Origin of the sequence: Bacillus cereus group sp. BfR-BA-01523 (genome assembly GCF_022662615.1) — a bacterium.
Taxonomy (GTDB): Bacteria; Bacillota; Bacilli; order Bacillales; family Bacillaceae_G; genus Bacillus_A; species Bacillus_A mycoides.
Map to the genome: position 1 here is coordinate 554,570 of NZ_JAKUDX010000003.1, position 18,658 is coordinate 573,227.

Genomic DNA, 18,658 nt, shown 5'->3' on the forward strand with positions numbered 1-18,658 from the left:
TCGTCAGTTATATAACTGACGAGCCCTCTCATTTTGCACATTTTGGGCAACGACCATATATTTCAAACTTATGCCCCGTTACCTCATAACCTTTAAAATCTTTATTCATAAAATCCATCGGGCAGGAATTAATCTCTTTCGTACCACCACAATCTAAACAAATGAAATGATGATGATGTTCCATAATGGAGCATGTAAAACGGAAATGCTTTTCACCATTTAATTCCGTTTGCTCTAAAACACCGACTTCAGCAAAAACCGTTAAATTACGATAAATCGTATCAAAACTAAGTCCTGGATAATCACCCTTCATATGCTCTAAAACATCTTTCGCAGTTAAATAACGATTATGAGCTGCGAATAATCTCAGCATCTCTTCCCTTTTCCCCGTATGTTTGTATCCCTTTTCCTTCATTAGGCGTAAAGCTTCTGTTAGATTCATACCTATCCCTACTTTATGCAGTTTTTTTCTTTTTCCATAAAATTGCACCAATTAAAATAAGAACCGCTATCATAACAATTGTACCACCTGGAGCTAAATCAAGTTGATACGAAGCAAACATTCCACCAATTACTGCAATTTCACCAAATAAAATGGAAAAGAAAATTGTTTGTTTAAATCCTTTTGCAATACGAATACTTGCTGCAACTGGTAACGTCATTAAAGATGATACGAGAAGAACACCTACAACACGCATTGATACCGCAATTACAAGAGCAACTAATATAATGAAGATAAAGTGAATCCACTTTGCACTTAAACCGGTTGATACAGCGTATTCCTCATCAAATGATAGTAAAAACAACTCTTTGTATAATAAAACAATCGTCGCAATAACAACAATTGCTACTATACCAATAATAATTAAATCCGCACTTGTTACAGCACTTACACTACCAAATAAATAACTAAATAAATCCGTATTGAATCCATTAGCAAGTGAGATGAAGATAACTCCAATCCCCATCCCTGCTGAAAGTATAATCGGGATTGCTAACTCTTGATAATGTTTATATACAGTACGTAATTTTTCAATTAGCAATGCTCCACCGATTGAAAAAAACATCCCCATATATAAAGGGTTTAAAAACCCACCGGTAAAGATTGTCTTTTCAAGTAATAAACTTGCTGCAATTCCTGATAACGTCACATGACTTAATGCATCCGCAATAAGCGACATGCGGCGAATTACAACGAACACGCCGATAAGTGGTGCGACAAGCCCTATTAAAATACCAGCGTATAAGGAATTACGTAAAAAATCATATTGTAAAAAATCCTGTATCATTATATCCTCCCGTGATGCCCATGTTCATGTTCTAAGCGATGAACATGATGTCCATATAAAATCGACATTTCTGCATCTTCTAACTCTCGGAATTTCTCTACATTCCCATGGAAATGTAAATGCTGATTCAAACATGCAACATGCGTCACCTTCTCTGTTACAGCACCCATATCGTGCGTAACAAGAATTAACGTAATTCCCAATCTTTTGTTTAAATCCTCTAGTATCTCATAAAAACTTGCCACATTTTTCACATCAATCCCAACAGTAGGCTCGTCCAAAATAAGCAATTCCGGATCACTTACAAGTGCACGAGCAATAAATACACGCTGTTGTTGTCCACCAGAAAGTTCTCCAATGTTGCGACCTCGAAACTCGCTCATACCTACATCAGCAATCGCTTTTTCTACTTTCGCATTATCGTCTTTCGTAAAAAAGCGAAAAAGCCCTTTTTTCGAAACGAGCCCCATTGAAACAACCTCGAAAACAGTTGCCGGGAAACCTGAGTTAAAGCTACTTGCCTTTTGGGATACATAACCAACTTTATTCCACTCTTTAAATTTCTTACTATCAATGCCAAACAATCTAATACTTCCTTGCTTTGGTTTTAAAACACCCAATAAGCATTTAAGTAAAGTCGATTTCCCTGAACCATTCGGTCCAACTAAACCTAAAAAAGCTCCCTTCGGAACTTGCAAATTAATATCTTCTAACACGTTGCGATCTTCATACCGAAACGTTAATCCTTCTATTTCCAATATATTATTCATAGCATCTCACCTATTTTAATTCAGAATGATTCCGATTTATCTCTATTTGAATTATAGTACAGCTTATTATAGTTGTAAACCAATCTGCCTAAAATATATTCTTTATTTCAAGAAACCTTATTATTATAACAAAAAGCAGAGAAGAATTCTCTGCTTTCAAAAGATATTACAATTAATTTTTTAGTGAATTGCTGATTTAAACTTACCACCATTTGTCTCTTGTGTATTCATAATCGTAACAAATGCGTTTTCATCAATTTCATGCACAATTGATTTTAACTTCGTCACTTCCAGACGTGTTACAACTGCATAAATAACTTCTTTTTCTTTATCTGTATAGCCACCTTTAGCAACAAGTTTTGTTGTTCCACGACCAAGGCGGTGTAAAATCGCATTTGATACTTCCTCATATTGATCCGATACTATTAAAACTGCTTTCGTTTCGTCTAATCCTTGAATTACCGTATCAATTGTTTTGAATGCGATATAGTACGTCATAACAGAATACATCGCTTGTTCAACACCAAAAACAAATGCTGCCCATGCAAAAATGAATAAGTTCACAAACATTACGAATTCACCAACAGAAAACGGTAATTTCTTCGTTAATAGAATCCCCATAATCTCGGTCCCGTCTAACGATCCACCATGACGAATAACAAGTCCTACACCAATTCCTAAAATAAGACCGCCGAAAACTGTTGCTAAAATCGGCTCTGTTGTAAATGGCGGAATAGCATGCAACGTTGATTCAATAAATGCTAAAGCTACAATTCCAAATGCTGAAGATAACATGAATGTTTTTCCAATTTGCTTATACCCGGAGTACATAAAAGGAATGTTGAGGATAACAACTAAAGTAGAAAAGCTTAACCACCAAATATTAGGAGTAAGATAATCTAATATAAGAGAAATACCAATAATTCCACCATCAATAATTTTATTTGGCATTAAAAACAGTTCAATCGCTACCGCCGCACACGCTGCCCCAAAGACAATCATAACTAAACGATATACAAGATGAATAACACTTTCTTTTCGATGTTGCTTTTTTTCCATAAGTCCTCCTTATACTCTTTATCTATAGTTTTGTTCTTATATTATAACATAAGCTTCTTTTCCCCATTGAAAAAATGCACCTTGATACGAATATGTACAAGCTATGCGTACATATATTTCGATAGAAGAACGTGTGAAGGAGGACAACACGATGAACCTCATTAAACAAATTGTGAACAAAAAATTAAATCATATTTCTACAAAAGAACTATTGAAATATAGTAAAGAATACGAAGTTCCAATCACAACTGCACAAGCTGATAAAATCGTTTTACTTATGAAAGGGAAAAACATTAACATTTACGATAATACCGAGCGACTAGATTTGTTAAAACAAATCGCTAAAGTAACTACTCCTGCCACTGCCCAACAAGTAAATATTTTATTTCAGCAGCTATTAAAATAAGGAGGGGAAAATCCCCTCCTTATTGCGCTTTAATTTTTTCAAGAATCCCTTCATCAAAAGTACCATTTTTCAGCATTTCGATTTCTAATTTATATGGTGGCTTCTTATCTTTTTTATCTTCACCTACATACGGCGTTTCAAGAATTTTTGGTACGTGCGTAAGTTGTGGGTGATGCACAATGTGATGCAATGCCTTATAGCCAATATGACCAAAACCAATATTTTCATGACGGTCTTTTCCAGCTCCGCGTACATTTTTGCTATCGTTAATATGAAGTACTTGTAAACGATTTATCCCAACAATTTTATCAAATTCGTTTAACACACCGTCAAAATCATTTACAAGGTCATAACCTGCATCATGCGTATGACACGTATCAAAACATACAGATAGTTTTTCATTATATTTCACACCATCAATAATTTTCGCAATTTCTTCAAAGCTACGACCGCATTCCGTTCCCTTTCCTGCCATCGTTTCTAACGCAATGTTAACCGTCTGCTCTGGCGTTAATACTTCATTAAGCCCTTTAATAATTTGTTGAATACCAGCATCCGCTCCTGCACCAACGTGCGCACCTGGGTGAAGAACGATTTGTTTCGCTACACCTAATGCCGATGTTCTTTCAATTTCCATGCGAAGGAAGTCTACACCTAATTGGAATGTTTCTGGCTTCGTCGTATTCCCAAGATTAATAATGTATGGCGCATGTACGATAATTTCTTCAATACCGTTTAGTTCCATATGTTTTCTTCCTGCTTCTATGTTCAATTCTTCAATTGGTTTTCTTCGTGTATTTTGCGGTGCACCTGTATAAATCATAAACGTCGTTGCACCGTATGAAACAGCCTCTTCACTTGCTGCTAATAACATTTTCTTACCACTCATAGAAACATGAGATCCAATCTTTAACATACAATCACCTCTTCAATATACAATAGATATAATGATAGCATAATTTGTAGAAATATGTAGCGAATTGTTTGTTCACACAAAAGGCACTACATAAATTAAACGGACTATTCAAACAATCTGAACTCTATACTAAAATTAACCCAATAAAGCGAAACTTTAGTCAACGTTTTTTCTACCCCTCACTAATTATTAGTCTACATTAATCGACTTTCTCTCAAGCAGTGAGATAAAAAAAAATAAGGGAAATCCCTTATCTTTTTTTATTGCTATATTTTTTCTTCACTTTGTCACGTTCTGTTGCAAGTTTTCGTTTATAGTTTGGTTTTACTTTTTTCGGCTTCTTAACAACTTTTGTCGCCATAACATCTAGTCCATCACTTGGTTTTTTACGGCTCTTACGACGACGACGGTCACCTAAATCCGCCCATTCATCTCCGCGTAAATCTACATGTTTAAACTCGATATGACGTTGTTTTTCCAAACTATCTAACGCTTCTTCATTTGCTGGATCATAAATCGTCACTGCAATACCTGAATGACCCGCACGTGCAGTTCTTCCAACACGGTGAACGAAGAAATCTAAATCTGGTGGAAGTTCATAGTTAATAACATGGCTAATTCCTTCAATATCAATACCGCGTGCCGCCAAATCTGTTGCGACAATGTATTGGAACTCTAAATCACGAACTTGTTTCATCATTTTTCTACGATCACGTGGTGATAAATCACCGTGTATACGCCCTACTTTTAATCCACGTTCTGCTAATCCATCGGCTACTTCGTCAGCCTTCTTCTTTGTGTTTGTAAAGACAATTGCTAAATATGGTTTAAATTGAAGTAGCATATTTTTCACTAATTCAGTTTTATTACGGTGTCTTGAAGGCACAAGGTAATGATCAATATTTCCTGCTGCAACTTGCTTCGGATTAATATGAATATGTTCTGGATTCTCCATATATTTCTTCAAAAATGGTTTTAATTTTTGAGGAATTGTTGCAGAGAAAACTAACATTTGCAGATTTTTAGGCATACGTGCCGCAATTTTATCTACATCTTGAATGAATCCCATATCAAGCATTAAGTCCGCTTCATCGACAATAATAGTATCCGCTTTATAAACAAATAGCGCCTTTTCTTCTACTAAATCTTTAATACGTCCTGGCGTTCCAACTACAATATGAGGTTGTTTTTTCAACTTTTCAATTGATCGTTGTTTATCAGTTCCACCAATTAAACAGCGTGCTGTAATCATTTGATCTTCTGCACAGAACTTTGTTAGTTTCACAATTTCTTCGTAAATTTGTTGTGCTAACTCACGAGTAGGCGCTGTAATAACAAGTTGTACCTCTTCACGACTTGCATCAATTCTGTTTAATGTAGGAAGTAAGTATGCATGTGTTTTCCCAGAACCAGTTTGGGATTGTCCAATTATACTCACACCTTTTTTCACGACCGGGAAAATTTTCTTTTGAATTCCTGTTGGCTCTGTAAAGCGTAGTTCACGAACTGCATCTATTAAAAATGGTTTAAAATCATACTGTGTAAAAGTTTGTAGTGTCATAAGTTACACCTTCTTTCTAAAATTTCTACTGCGCACAAATCAGTCAAGTCTACATTATATCGAAATCTACAAGTAAAATCCATCTTTAGTTTAGGTTTTTATCTCAAAAACTAACCTTCTTTCCTTCCATTGCATATTGTATGTGTATATACCTAACTGAAGAAAGGAGGATTTCCCACATGTTTCCGAAATCCCCTATAAGACAAATGTATCCGAATCGAGGACAACAATCTTACACACCATATCCGATTCCACAACTACCACCGATGGCTCAAAAAAAGAAAGGTTTCCTTGCTAAACTCTTTAAAAAACACGATCCAACCGAACCTTTCATGCAAATGGTCCCTCCTTATCGACAAATGGAAGGGCCACCGATGATGCACCAACAACCGCCGCCCCAATATCAACAGCAACAGTCATACCAACAGCCCTACCAACAACAATATACACAACAATATCAGCCATACATGCAGCAATATCCAGAGCAGATGATACCACCTCAAATGTATGAATCAAACGATACACGTGGTGCTGCGTCAGCTACAACTGCAGCGGCATCTAGCAGCGGCATCGGTAGTTTTTTTTCAAATTTAATTTCGAACCCAACTAATATGATAAATAATATCGAAAAAGTATCTCAAGTCGTGCAATCTGTCGGTCCTGTTGTCGAACAGTACGGTCCCATTATGCGTAGTCTACCAAGCATTGTTAAAATCCTCACCTCTGGAAAAAGTACGGAAGAAAATCAAACTGAAGATGCAACAGAACAGGTTGAGGTAGCAACTCCACCTCCTCCACCTCCAAAAAGGAAACGAAAAAAAATAGTGCTTGAACCGGTAATAGAAAAAGAGGTTCCGAAAGAACCCGTTCAACAATCAGCAACAAAACCAAAACTATATGTGTAACAATCCTTTGTTTTCTATCCACTCCTCCTTTATAATGTAATGGACTATGCACAAAAGTATCCCTTGTTTAGAAGGAGAGGATTACTCACATGAAGATTGTTAAAATTTCCCCTCGTGGTTATTGCTATGGTGTTGTTGACGCAATGGTTATTGCACGTAACGCCGCATTAGATAAATCATTACCGAGACCCATTTATATTTTAGGTATGATTGTTCACAATAAGCATGTCACAGATGCTTTCGAAGAGGATGGCATCATTACATTAGACGGTCCAAGTCGATTAGAAATTTTAGATAAAATCGATTCTGGTACTGTTATTTTCACTGCACACGGTGTTTCTCCAGAAGTTAAACAACGTGCAAAAGAAAAAGGTTTAACGACAATTGATGCAACTTGTCCAGATGTTACAAAAACACATGACCTTATCGAAGCAAAGAAAGCTGAAGGATACCATGTCATTTATATCGGCAAAAAAAATCATCCAGAACCAGAAGGCGCAGTTGGTATCGCACCTGATATCGTTCATCTTATCGAAAAAGCTGATGATTTAAAAACACTAGAAATTCCAACGGATAAAATTTTAGTTACGAATCAAACAACAATGAGTCAATGGGATGTTCAACATTTAATGGAGGACATTCAGAAAAAATTCCCAACAGCAGAATTCCACAAGGAAATTTGTTTAGCAACTCAAGTTCGCCAAGAAGCTGTCGCTAAACAAGCTGATGTTGCAGATTTAACAATTGTTGTCGGTGATCCGAAAAGTAACAACTCAAACCGTTTAGCACAAGTATCACAAGAAATCGCTGGTACGACAGCATACCGCGTTGCAGACGTAAGTGAAATCCAATTAGAATGGCTACAAGGTGTAGAAAACGTAGCTGTTACAGCAGGTGCTTCTACTCCAACGCCAATTACAAAAGAAGTTATTGCTTTCTTAGATCAATATGACCCAATGAATCCAGCTACATGGGACAGAATTCGAAAAGTACCACTTCAAAAGATACTACCTCGTGTAAAAGTGAAAAAAGAACAATAATAAAAACCGTTGCCTACATGAGCAACGGTTTTTATTTTTCTTATACAAATGTGAATGGATCTGTATGTAACTGCGAAGCGTGAATGTGTACATTGAATTTCTTCACATCTACTTTTTCTTGCAATTGTTTTTGTACACCTTGCTTCATTACTTTTTCAACGTTATGTCCTGGATCGACTATATTTAAACCAATCATCATCGCATCGTGAGCAACATGATAATACATATCACCTGTTACATATACATCTGCTCCTTTAAATTTCGCTTGGTTTATATATTTATTACCGTCACCACCAAGTACAGCTACTTTACGCACCTTATCATCTAACTTTCCAACAACTCTTGCACCCTTTACATGTAATGATTGTTTCACATGTAAAGCAAACTGCTCAAGCGTCATTTCTTCTTGTAAATACCCTATTTTACCAAGACCTAATGTTTCACCTTTATTATCAAGCGGATATACATCATATGCCACTTCTTCATATGGATGGGCTGCCAACATCGCTTTAATAACTTTTCTTTGTAATGAAGCTGGAATAATCGTTTCGACACGTATCTCTTCCACACGTTCTAACTGCCCAGTTTCTCCGATATAAGGATTTGCACCTTCTTGAGGGATAAACGTACCTACCCCTTCGCTACCGAACGTACAGTGGCTATAATTACCGATATGACCTGCATCCGCATCTCCAAGAGCTTTGCGCACTTCTTCTGCATGGGTTACTGGAACAAATACAACAATTTTTTTCATTTCTTCTGCATATGTAGGAGCTAATACTTCTGTATTTTGTAACCCTAACGCATCAGCAAGTAAATCATTTACCCCGCCCTTAGCAATATCTACATTTGTATGTGCGGCATAAACCGCAATATCATTTTTAATACACATTTCAATAATTCTTCCGTACGCCTTATCTGTATGAATCGCTTTTAATGGATTAAAGATTAAAGGATGGTGCGCTATAATGATATTCGCTCCTAATTGGATCGCCTCGTCCACAACTTCCTCAGTTACATCTAACGCGATTAATACGTGCTGGACAGGTTTATTAAGCGCTCCAATCTGTAAGCCAATCTTATCCCCTTCCATCGCTAAATGCTTCGGATACATACCTTCAAACAAAGAAATAATTTCATGACCATTCGGAATTTTACTCATGATAAAACCTCTCCTATCATTTTCATTTTCGCTTCTACTTCTGCACGCTTCGCTTTTGTCTCTTCAGACTCTGCTGCACGTTCTAACTGTTTTAAAATATTTTGGAAGTTTTTCAATTCCCCTTCCCACTTTTCAATAAAAGCTTCACTTTTTTCTTTTATTAAAAATGGACCCATAAACAATTCAGCTTGTTTATTTTCAGAGTAAGGTACTGCTGTATCTCCTCGCTCTCCGACTAAAATCTCGTAAATCTTTCCGTCTTCTATTACAATTTTCTCACGGATAAGCTCCCATCCATTTTCAATAAACCATTCACGGATATGGTGTGCTGCAATATTCGGCTGTAAGATTAAACGTGTTACACCTTCTAATTTTTCTTTACCACTTTCTAAAATGTCACGAATTAACGCTCCACCCATACCAGCAATCGTAATAACATCTACTTCTCCTGGCACTATAACAGCTAATCCATTCCCTTTACGAACGTCTACTTTATCTTGTAAGCCACTTTCAGCTACAGTTGCTTGTGCAGAGCGAAACGGCCCATCTACAACCTCTCCTGCAACTGCTTTTGTAGCAATATTATTTATAATTGTATAACACGGTAAATACGCATGATCCGATCCAATATCAGCTACTGTAGAGCCTACCGGAATCTCCCTCACAACTTCTTCTAATCGTTTCGAAAGCTTTACTTCATTCATGTATTTCCATTACTCCTTCTCTTCTCAGTCTGTCTCCATGATAATGAATTTATAGTAGTTGTTGCAAGTCCATAACAATACTTCAATTCTCTATTACTAATCGTATTTTAGATAGTATAGAAAAACAAGCCTTTTGCAAAAAGCAAAAGACTTGTTTTTCTATACTTTATTTTTTCTTCGATAACCAATCAGCTACTTTCGTTGCTTGATCAGCTGGAATTAAATTAGCTGGCATATTTCCTTTTCCTTTTGACAGAACTTCTTTAATTTCATCTTTTGAAAGTTTCCCACCAATTTTTTGTAAATTAGGGCCTACCGCTCCTTGTAACTGATCACCATGACAGCTCGTACAGCTTTGCTTTACAATATCCTCTGGCTTTGATGCTGTTTGTGCTGGTTTCCCACCATTTTTTGCATCAGCTAACTCTTTAGATTTATTTAGCCCCTGAAATGAAAATACAAACATAACGATAATACCTAATGCTGCAATAAGAGCGAACGGAATCAACGGATTACGTTTCATATCTCTTCTCCCCCCTCTATACCGCTAAATAGTTAGATGATTCAGTCATTTATATTGTACTTGAAAACGCCCTATCAGAAAAGAGTAAACTACTACTTGTTAAAAATATTCCGTAAATTCATTTTATTGATTTTCAATATTATATCGCATATTATTTCGATAATTACTAACGTTTCTCATCATATTTTTTACTTTTCTACATATTATTTTGTATATAATAAACAAAATAAATCGAAAAATCGAAAAATGAGCATTTGCAAATCAAAAGACAATTCTGTAAAATAAATTACAAGAAATTGTAATCATTGCCGATAGAAAAATTTTAACAAAAATTAACAAAATAAAAAAGTTTACTTCACAAAAGTGAAGTAAACTTAAAGGTAGCCTATTCTAAGAAATCCTTAAGACGCTTACTACGGCTTGGATGTCTTAATTTGCGAAGTGCTTTCGCTTCAATTTGACGAATACGTTCTCTCGTTACGCCGAATACTTTCCCGACTTCTTCAAGCGTACGAGTTCGTCCATCATCTAAACCAAAACGAAGACGCAGAACATTTTCTTCACGATCTGTTAGTGTATCTAACACATCTTCTAATTGTTCTTTTAGCAATTCATACGCTGCATGGTCCGCAGGCGATGTTGCTTCTTGGTCTTCGATAAAGTCACCTAAATGGGAGTCGTCTTCTTCACCAATTGGTGTTTCAAGAGAAACTGGCTCCTGTGCAATCTTTAAGATTTCGCGTACTTTTTCTGGAGCAAGATCCATTTCTTCACCAATCTCTTCAGGAGATGGTTCGCGTCCTAAATCTTGTAATAATTGACGTTGTACACGGATTAACTTATTAATTGTTTCAACCATATGAACTGGAATACGAATTGTTCGCGCTTGGTCTGCAATCGCACGTGTAATAGCTTGGCGAATCCACCAAGTTGCATACGTACTAAATTTAAAACCTTTACGGTAGTCGAACTTTTCAACTGCCTTAATTAGACCCATATTTCCTTCTTGGATTAAGTCTAAGAAAAGCATACCACGGCCCACGTAGCGCTTTGCAATACTTACTACAAGACGTAAGTTTGCTTCCGCAAGACGGCGTTTTGCTTCTTCATCGCCTTCTTCAATACGTGTCGCAAGTCGAATTTCTTCTTCAGCAGATAGTAAGTCTACACGACCAATTTCTTTTAAGTACATACGAACAGGGTCATTGATTTTCACACCTGGCGGCACACTTAAATCATTAAGGTCAAATTCTTCTTCCGTTTTTGTAATTTGACGATTATTAGGACCTTCGTCGTTGTCATTGTCACCAACTAAGTCAATCCCTTGTTCACCTAAATATTCATAGTATTCATCCATTTGATCGGATTCAATTTCAAATCCATTCATGCGTTCTGCAATCTCTTCATATGTAAGAACGCCACGTTTTTTTCCGAGCTCAGTGAGTTGTTCTTTCACTTGCTCAAGGGTCATTTCAGTTTCAATTTGTTTAGAACGAGCTGGTTTATCAGCCATCTGTTCCCCTCCTTACGCGAGATACAAACATTCATTATACTAAAACTTTATCGAAAAAGCTATTTTCTTGCTTTTTGACTTTGTAAATATGCCACATAATATTTAGCAGCCTCTACAGGATCTGTTTTTTCCATTTGTTTTACTTTAAAGATAATTTCCATCTTTTCAAGTTTTTCTTTATGGCGTCTTAGCGCCTCCAAATGACCTTGTAACGCTTCTTCTGTGTACTCTGGATTAATAAATTCATCCGTCGAAATATCAGTAATAATATTTTTCAACTTTTCATCAGAGAGCCAACTTAAAAATGTTCCGACTGAAGGTTCATTTCCCTTTTCATAATATGCGTATAGTTCATATAAAATCCCTTTATGTTCTTCTGTATAAAAATCTTCTATATGAGGTTCCATACGCACTGTCACTTCTGCACTTTGCAACATATGGTAAATAATTTCTCTTTCTGCCCTTTCAAAACCTGTTAATTTCGGTTTCGTTTGAACAATTTGAGATGGCTTAGAAACCTGCTTTATTTGTTTTTGCTGTACCTTTTGTTCTTTGCGATATTGGTGCAATTGATTCAAAAGTGTTTCCATTGAATACGAAAATTCTTGCGATAATGATTTTAAATAGGATTCCGCCTGCATCGCATCCTGTAGCAATGATAACTCTTTTAAAACACTTTTTACATATTCTTCTTTGCCAGACTCATCTTGCAAATTTTTCCCTAAACGCAAATAATTTATTTTGAAACCAACAAAACTTATACTTGATTTCACAAGATTTTCAAAAGCGGTTGTCCCATATTGTTGCACATATTCATCAGGGTCAAGCTTATCTGGCAAGGATGTAACTTTCACTTGGCAACCAACTTGCAATAGTAATTGCCCTGCTTTCATCGTCGCTTCTCGCCCTGCTTTATCACCATCATAGCAAAGAACAACAGTTTCAACGTTACGTCGCAGAAGTTTCGCTTGTTCTTCAGTTAAAGCTGTTCCCATTGTCGCAACAGCTTCTTCCACACCACTTTTCACCGCGGCTAGTACATCGGCATAACCTTCAAAAAGGACAACCTGCCCACGTTTTCTAATAAACGGCCTTGCTTGGTGGAAATTATACAACAGCTTACTTTTGTAAAAAATCGGTGTTTCAGGACTATTCAAATATTTCGGAGTGTCATCTCCTAATGCCCTTCCACTAAACGCTATCACCTTACCTTGTAAAGTATAAATCGGAAACATAACTCTTCCGCGGAAGCGGTCATAATGACTGCCATCCTTCTCACTTCTTACAAGAAGGCCAGCCTGTTCCATACTAGATAGCGACAAACCTCTTTTTTGTAAAATTTTCGTTGCTGCATCCCAAGCTTGTGATGCATAACCAATTTCAAATTTCTCAATCATCTCTTTTGTAATACCACGTTTTAATAAATATGAAAGTGCTTCATTTCCTTCTTCTGTATTTACTAATAAATGATGATAATACTTTTTCAAAAGTTCATGAGCCTGTTGCATGATGACAGTGTCATCAGATATGTCTTCTTTTTGTTGTTGTCCTTGCCCTGATGTATATTCTGCAACTGCAATTCCATTTCTTTCGCCAAGCTTTTGAACAGCCTCTGTGAAAGCAAGTCCTTCCATTTTCATAAGAAAAGAAAAGACATTTCCACCTTCTCCACATCCGAAACAATGAAAAATTTGCTTATCAGATGAAACAGAGAATGAAGGAGAATTCTCACCATGAAATGGACAAAGGCCGAAATAGTTACGCCCCTGCTTTCTAAGTTGAACATACTCACCAATCACTTCTACAATATCGGATGATGTCCGAATCTGTTCAACAACTTCTTCAGGAATTCTGTTCCCCATAACTCCATCTCCGTGTCGTATTTTGTATTCGATATAAATTAAAAGATTCCTTTATAATTCGACAATATTTTTCTAAATTTATTAGAAAGTACTGTAGATCACATTGTGTAAACGATTTTGGACCTTTCGTATAAGTCCCCAGTCTGCGTAAATTCGCAGATACATACTACTATATAAAATTGTATACATTTGCTCATCTGTTACAAATGTATCTCCTGGAGACAATACATATACTCCTTTTTCACAAGAAGACTAGCAAGAAGCACTATAGCCTGTATGATCATGAGATCTGTAGCTTTTGCATGTTAATAAATATAACAATCAACTTCATCTTGCTCAGAATCTACATAGACCCAATTACCTTGCTGTTTTCTTGAACGATGAGCATAGGATACGACAAACAAAATTTCGACATAAAATTTTGTTCCAACTTGCACAATTGCATTCTTCACGGGATACGCATCTGCATCAAATAATATCTTATCTGATGTTTTGCATATTTCTGTATTCTACATCCCTTCTGTGAATCCTTCCATAATGTGCGTTTTCTTGTCTAGATTTTGTCGATTTAACGTAAATACATGTCTTTTTCGAAAATCCTATCCCTAGTTTATTCTGAAAAATTAAAGTCTAAACGTAAAATATAGGTTTTTATCACAATTTTTTATTATAATATATTTTCTTCAACTACGCTACATATCCCTTTAATTTTCATCTTACACTTAAAGATAACGAAATCGTTCCTTTAGCATAATTAAAAAACAGAAGAATATAAGTATAACCATTCCGCTATATTCTATTACTAAGCCGAAAGTTCATGCTCTACTTCGCATCTTCCTCTAACGCCTTCTCACGAGCGAAAAAAGCACATTCACCTTTGGTAAATGTGCTAAAACATTTTTTGGTTTTGCACTGCATTCACAATAATATTTGCTGTTTCTTCAATTGCCTTATTTGATACATCAATCACTTGACAATTTATTTTACTAATTACTTCCTCAAAATGATCAATTTCTTCTTGAATACGATTAATATTTGCATATGTTGCTCCATCACTTAATCCAAGTGATTTCAATCGTTCTTTTCGAATATGATTTAACTTATCTGGTATAATTTTCAAACCGAAACATTTCTCTTTTGCCACTTGATATAATTCCTCAGGCGGATCCACTTCCGGTACAAGTGGTACATTAGCAACTTTCAAACGTTTGTTATGCGCTAAATATTGTGAAAGTGGTGTTTTTGATGTACGTGAAATTCCAATCAACACGATATCAGCTTTTAAAATACCACGTGCATCTCTACCATCATCATACTTAACTGCAAATTCAATCGCTTCAATTTTTTTAAAGTACTCTTCATCTAATCTTCGAACGACACCTGGCTCATACCTTGGTACTTGCCCTGTAATTTCTTCAATTTGATCGATAAGAGGTCCGATAATATCGTATGCCTCTACTCCTTCTTTTGCCGCTTCTGTCAATAAATATTGACGCATATCAGGCTTTACTAACGTAAAACAAATAAGCGCTTGATTGCTCTTGGCAATCGAGATTACTTCTTTTAATGTCCCTGTATCTTCTACATACGGTACACGCCTAATATCAGGAGCGAATGGGAACTGTCCCATTGCCGCTCTAACAACCAAATCAGCCGTTTCTCCTACAGAGTCAGATACGACATATACGATTTTATTATCCATTACATTACCTCACTTTAAACAAATTACACTTATTCGTTATTTACTAAATTTACAAACGCACGTGTAATATTTGTTTTTGTAATTCGTCCAATCACTTCTAAACCTTGTTTCGTATCCTTCACAACCGGCATCGCATCAATCTGTCTTTCTATTAATTCCATCGCAATATCATATAAAGAATCCTCCCTGCGACACATCGCAATGTTTGGCATCCTTGTCATGATAATATTAACCGGAAGAGAGGTTAAATCCTGCTTTCCTAAGCTAGCTCGTAATAAATCTTTACGAGATACAACGCCAACTAATAAAGTAGCTTGATCTACAACAAATAATGTACCAACGTCCTCTAGAAACATAGTACAGATTGCATCGTATACTGATACATTTTTATCAATTACAGCCGGTCTAGATTGATAATCTTGCACTTTAATTTTCTTAACAGCTTCAGATAATAGCTGTCCCCCGGTTTTACCCGTATAAAAATAACCTACACGTGGACGCGCTTCTAAATAACCAGCCATCGTTAAAATTGCTAAGTCTGGTCTTAGCGTTGCACGTGTTAAACCCAATTGCCCAGCAATTGACTCCCCTGTAATAGGACCGTGATCTTTTACAATCTGAATGATATGCTCTTGCCGTTTATTCAGCTCTATGATAATCACCACCTTTAATGCACAACGAAAAAAGTTATACTATCTCTTAAATATTATATACTAAATATGCTATTCGAAAAAGAAAGTATGTAAAAAGGACCGTATACGGCCCTTTTTATATTTGAAACTTATCAAGTTGTTCCAAGAAACGCCTTGTTTTCAAATAAATCCCACAATATTCGTCATAATATGTATTCAATACTGTGCGCATTTGTTTTTTTGTACTATCCTTCACCGATACATTACCGAGCCGGTGTAAATCAAAGTGAAAAAAGAGACGTAATAATTTATGAACAGCCTCTCCCACCGGAATGCGATACGGATCTTGCTCCGCATGACGCGAGCACAGAAAACCGCCTTCCCGGACAGAGAAGGCGACAAAATCTGTTTCTTGATGACAAATAGCACATGTATCAAAGTACGGGCGCATCCCTAATACCGGAAGCATTTTCGTTTGATAAATTAATGATAATACTTCTGGATCAACACCCTCACACATATAATGCAACGTTTGATATAACATTTCAAATAAATATGGATTATGCTTCTTATCTTCTGTTGCTTTATCGGTTAATTCAATAATAAATGATGCATAAGCAGTTAAAAATATATCCTCGCGAATTTCTTTCATAGATGAAATAATCTCGCCTTGTTGCAAAGTTCCAAGTCCAGATCCCATTTGAATAAGAAAATGACCATGTGTCATAAGTTGCGAAATAGCTGCTAACCGACTCTTCGGCTTTTTCGCCCCTCTTGCCATTGCACTTACCTTACCAAATTCCCGTGAGTATATTGTAACAATCTTATTTGTTTCTCCGTAATCTGTCGTACGGATAACAATGCCCTCAACTTTTTGAAACATGTTCGTCACCATCCAAGGTTTGAACAAAACGGGTCAAGAAATTGGAGAGTCTAGATGCGCTAACTCCTCTTCATGTTGATCCATCTCATCGTTTACGTCTTTTTCCATTTCTTTCAAAAGCAAATACGTTTCAATGCTTCCTGTTTTGGAGAAAAACTTCCAGGTAAAATCTAGCATAAGAATCCACCTTTCTCAATAAGCGTAGCCTATAAACCAATTTCTTTTGTTGTTATTAAGTTGACCCATTTTGTTCATTTTCATGTGAGAAAAATTTTTCCTAATTTATCAAGGTTCATAAAAACCAATAATCAGCGGATGAACAAAACATCCACTGATCACAACTTTACTTCATATTAATACTCGTCTTCACGGAAACCAAGGTCACGAAGCTGTGACATCTTATTACGCCAATCTTTTTGCACTTTCACCCATACTTCTAAAAATACTTTAGAACCAAGAAGTGCTTCAATGTCAAAACGAGCTCTCTTACCGACTTCTTTTAACATCTTCCCTTGCTTACCTATAATAATTCCTTTTTGTGATGCACGTTCAACAACAATCGTTGCGTTTATATAAACCGCTCCGCCCTCACGCTTTTGAATTGCATCAATAACAACCGCTACAGAATGTGGTACTTCTTCACGTGTTAAATGTAATACTTTTTCACGAATAAGCTCTGAAATAATAAATCGCTCTGGATGATCCGTTACTTGATTATCCGGGTAATATTGCGGTCCTTCTGGTAAATACTTTTTAATTGCTCCGATTAACGCTTCAACGTTATTACCGTCCAATGCAGAAATTGGCACAATCTCCGCGAACTCATATAATTTACGATATTGATCAATCAACTCCAGCAATTGCTCTGGATGAAGTTGGTCAATTTTATTAATTACCAAAAATACCGGTTGTTTCGTTTCTTGTAATTTCTCAATAATAAATTCCTCACCACGACCATATCCTTCAGTTGCATTGACCATAAACAAAACAATATCAACTTCTTTTAATGTCGTTTGAGCCATCTTCACCATAAAATCGCCTAGTTTATGTTTAGGTTTATGTATTCCTGGTGTATCAATGAAAACTACTTGTGAATCATTTTCTGTATATACACCTTGAATTTTATTACGAGTTGTTTGTGGCTTATCGCTCATAATGGCAATTTTTTGGCCAATAATACGATTTAAAAATGTAGATTTCCCAACATTCGGTCTGCCAATAATAGAGACAAAACCTGATTTATAACCTTTTCTATTCATGTAAATCCTCCGCTAAAAATGCTCCTGGTAACAATTCTCCGACTGTTGTCTCTTGAACATCACCATGTAAGTTTGATAGGTATACTTTCGTATCCTGTTTACATAATTCTATCATAACTTGTCGACATGCTCCACAAGGAGGTACTGGACGCTTTGTATCCGCTACGACTGCAATAGCTACAAACTCGTTATCCCCTTCAGAAATTGCCTTAAATAACGCTGTTCGTTCTGCACAGTTACATAAACCATATGATGCATTTTCAACATTACATCCACGATATATTTTTCCATCCTGAGTTAGTAAAGCTGCACCTACTTGAAATTTAGAATATGGTACGTACGCTCGTTTACGCGCTTCGGTTGCTTCTTGAATTAATTGTTTGCTATTCATATTCCCGCATCCTTTCCGTTCATAGATGTGAATAGATACACTCTTTCATTAAAGGCCTTCACGGCGCTCCCAAAGCTTAAT

General features: G+C 36.2%; 20 protein-coding genes. 3 read left to right on the forward strand and 17 right to left on the reverse strand.

Going from position 1 to position 18,658, the window contains the following annotated elements:
* Nucleotides 1-28 precede the first annotated feature (28 nt).
* From MR066_RS11275 to MR066_RS11290, 4 genes are all read right to left on the reverse strand, one after another.
* Nucleotides 29-442 carry a Fur family transcriptional regulator gene (locus MR066_RS11275; RefSeq protein WP_002015164.1) on the reverse strand — a complete coding sequence of 138 codons (414 nt, stop codon included), beginning with the start codon at nt 440-442 and terminating at the stop codon, nt 29-31.
* A gap of 13 nt (nt 443-455) precedes the next feature.
* Complete coding sequence (locus MR066_RS11280; RefSeq protein ID WP_002015165.1) at nt 456-1,289, reverse strand: metal ABC transporter permease; 834 nt, start codon at nt 1,287-1,289, stop codon at nt 456-458.
* Entirely contained in the window at nt 1,289-2,059 is a 771-nt protein-coding gene (locus tag MR066_RS11285; protein ID WP_002015167.1) for a metal ABC transporter ATP-binding protein, read from the reverse strand. Before MR066_RS11285 ends, MR066_RS11280 begins: the two co-directional genes overlap by 1 nt.
* Nucleotides 2,060-2,239: 180 nt before the next feature.
* Nucleotides 2,240-3,118, reverse strand: a complete 879-nt coding sequence (locus MR066_RS11290) for a YitT family protein (RefSeq protein WP_002015168.1) — start codon at nt 3,116-3,118, stop codon at nt 2,240-2,242.
* Nucleotides 3,119-3,269: 151 nt separating this feature from the next.
* Here MR066_RS11290 and MR066_RS11295 point away from each other — a divergent pair, with 151 nt between their 5' ends.
* Entirely contained in the window at nt 3,270-3,524 is a 255-nt protein-coding gene (locus MR066_RS11295) for a DUF2624 domain-containing protein (RefSeq protein WP_002088657.1), read from the forward strand.
* Between the two features lie 19 nt (nt 3,525-3,543).
* Here the strand turns inward: MR066_RS11295 and MR066_RS11300 are convergent, their stop codons facing one another.
* The gene (locus MR066_RS11300; protein WP_002088660.1) at nt 3,544-4,440 is read right to left on the reverse strand and encodes a deoxyribonuclease IV; all 897 of its coding nucleotides are present in this window, start codon (nt 4,438-4,440) and stop codon (nt 3,544-3,546) included.
* A 250-nt stretch (nt 4,441-4,690) separates the two neighbouring features.
* Nucleotides 4,691-6,001, reverse strand: coding sequence for a DEAD/DEAH box helicase (locus MR066_RS11305; RefSeq protein WP_002015172.1), 1,311 nt, complete (start codon nt 5,999-6,001; stop codon nt 4,691-4,693).
* 179 nt (nt 6,002-6,180) lie between these two features.
* Between MR066_RS11305 and vrrA the strand changes: the two genes are divergently transcribed.
* Both vrrA and MR066_RS11315 read left to right on the forward strand, forming a co-directional pair.
* Nucleotides 6,181-6,906 (forward strand): VrrA/YqfQ family protein, encoded by a 726-nt coding sequence (gene vrrA / locus MR066_RS11310; protein ID WP_088040159.1) that lies wholly within the window; start codon nt 6,181-6,183, stop codon nt 6,904-6,906.
* Nucleotides 6,907-6,995: 89 nt separating this feature from the next.
* Nucleotides 6,996-7,946 carry a 4-hydroxy-3-methylbut-2-enyl diphosphate reductase gene (locus tag MR066_RS11315; RefSeq protein WP_002015175.1) on the forward strand — a complete coding sequence of 317 codons (951 nt, stop codon included), beginning with the start codon at nt 6,996-6,998 and terminating at the stop codon, nt 7,944-7,946.
* 40 nt (nt 7,947-7,986) lie between these two features.
* Here MR066_RS11315 and MR066_RS11320 read toward each other — a convergent pair whose 3' ends face one another.
* The 11 genes from MR066_RS11320 to MR066_RS11370 all read right to left on the reverse strand — a co-directional run bounded on the left by MR066_RS11320 (nt 7,987) and on the right by MR066_RS11370 (nt 18,577).
* Nucleotides 7,987-9,108 (reverse strand): Nif3-like dinuclear metal center hexameric protein, encoded by a 1,122-nt coding sequence (locus MR066_RS11320; protein WP_242247151.1) that lies wholly within the window; start codon nt 9,106-9,108, stop codon nt 7,987-7,989.
* Complete coding sequence (locus MR066_RS11325; protein WP_002190695.1) at nt 9,105-9,812, reverse strand: tRNA (adenine(22)-N(1))-methyltransferase; 708 nt, start codon at nt 9,810-9,812, stop codon at nt 9,105-9,107. The genes MR066_RS11320 and MR066_RS11325 overlap by 4 nt, the downstream gene beginning before the upstream one ends.
* Before the next feature lie 166 nt (nt 9,813-9,978).
* Nucleotides 9,979-10,335 (reverse strand): cytochrome c550, encoded by a 357-nt coding sequence (cccA, locus tag MR066_RS11330; protein ID WP_002015178.1) that lies wholly within the window; start codon nt 10,333-10,335, stop codon nt 9,979-9,981.
* A gap of 385 nt (nt 10,336-10,720) precedes the next feature.
* Nucleotides 10,721-11,848 carry an RNA polymerase sigma factor RpoD gene (gene rpoD / locus MR066_RS11335; protein WP_000764062.1) on the reverse strand — a complete coding sequence of 376 codons (1,128 nt, stop codon included), beginning with the start codon at nt 11,846-11,848 and terminating at the stop codon, nt 10,721-10,723.
* 59 nt (nt 11,849-11,907) lie between these two features.
* Entirely contained in the window at nt 11,908-13,710 is a 1,803-nt protein-coding gene (dnaG, locus tag MR066_RS11340) for a DNA primase (protein ID WP_242247154.1), read from the reverse strand.
* A gap of 889 nt (nt 13,711-14,599) precedes the next feature.
* Complete coding sequence (locus MR066_RS11345) at nt 14,600-15,412, reverse strand: pyruvate, water dikinase regulatory protein (protein ID WP_002015180.1); 813 nt, start codon at nt 15,410-15,412, stop codon at nt 14,600-14,602.
* 29 nt (nt 15,413-15,441) lie between these two features.
* Nucleotides 15,442-16,074: a transcriptional regulator CcpN gene (locus MR066_RS11350; protein WP_002015181.1), complete on the reverse strand. Its 633-nt coding sequence runs from the start codon at nt 16,072-16,074 to the stop codon at nt 15,442-15,444.
* A 106-nt stretch (nt 16,075-16,180) separates the two neighbouring features.
* Nucleotides 16,181-16,927 carry a DNA repair protein RecO gene (gene recO / locus MR066_RS11355; protein WP_002129136.1) on the reverse strand — a complete coding sequence of 249 codons (747 nt, stop codon included), beginning with the start codon at nt 16,925-16,927 and terminating at the stop codon, nt 16,181-16,183.
* 33 nt (nt 16,928-16,960) lie between these two features.
* Nucleotides 16,961-17,104: a YqzL family protein gene (locus MR066_RS11360; RefSeq protein ID WP_000883924.1), complete on the reverse strand. Its 144-nt coding sequence runs from the start codon at nt 17,102-17,104 to the stop codon at nt 16,961-16,963.
* Between the two features lie 176 nt (nt 17,105-17,280).
* Nucleotides 17,281-18,186, reverse strand: coding sequence for a GTPase Era (era, locus tag MR066_RS11365; RefSeq protein WP_002088672.1), 906 nt, complete (start codon nt 18,184-18,186; stop codon nt 17,281-17,283).
* Nucleotides 18,179-18,577: a cytidine deaminase gene (locus MR066_RS11370; RefSeq protein WP_002015184.1), complete on the reverse strand. Its 399-nt coding sequence runs from the start codon at nt 18,575-18,577 to the stop codon at nt 18,179-18,181. The genes era and MR066_RS11370 overlap by 8 nt, the downstream gene beginning before the upstream one ends.
* Nucleotides 18,578-18,658: the final 81 nt, after the last annotated feature.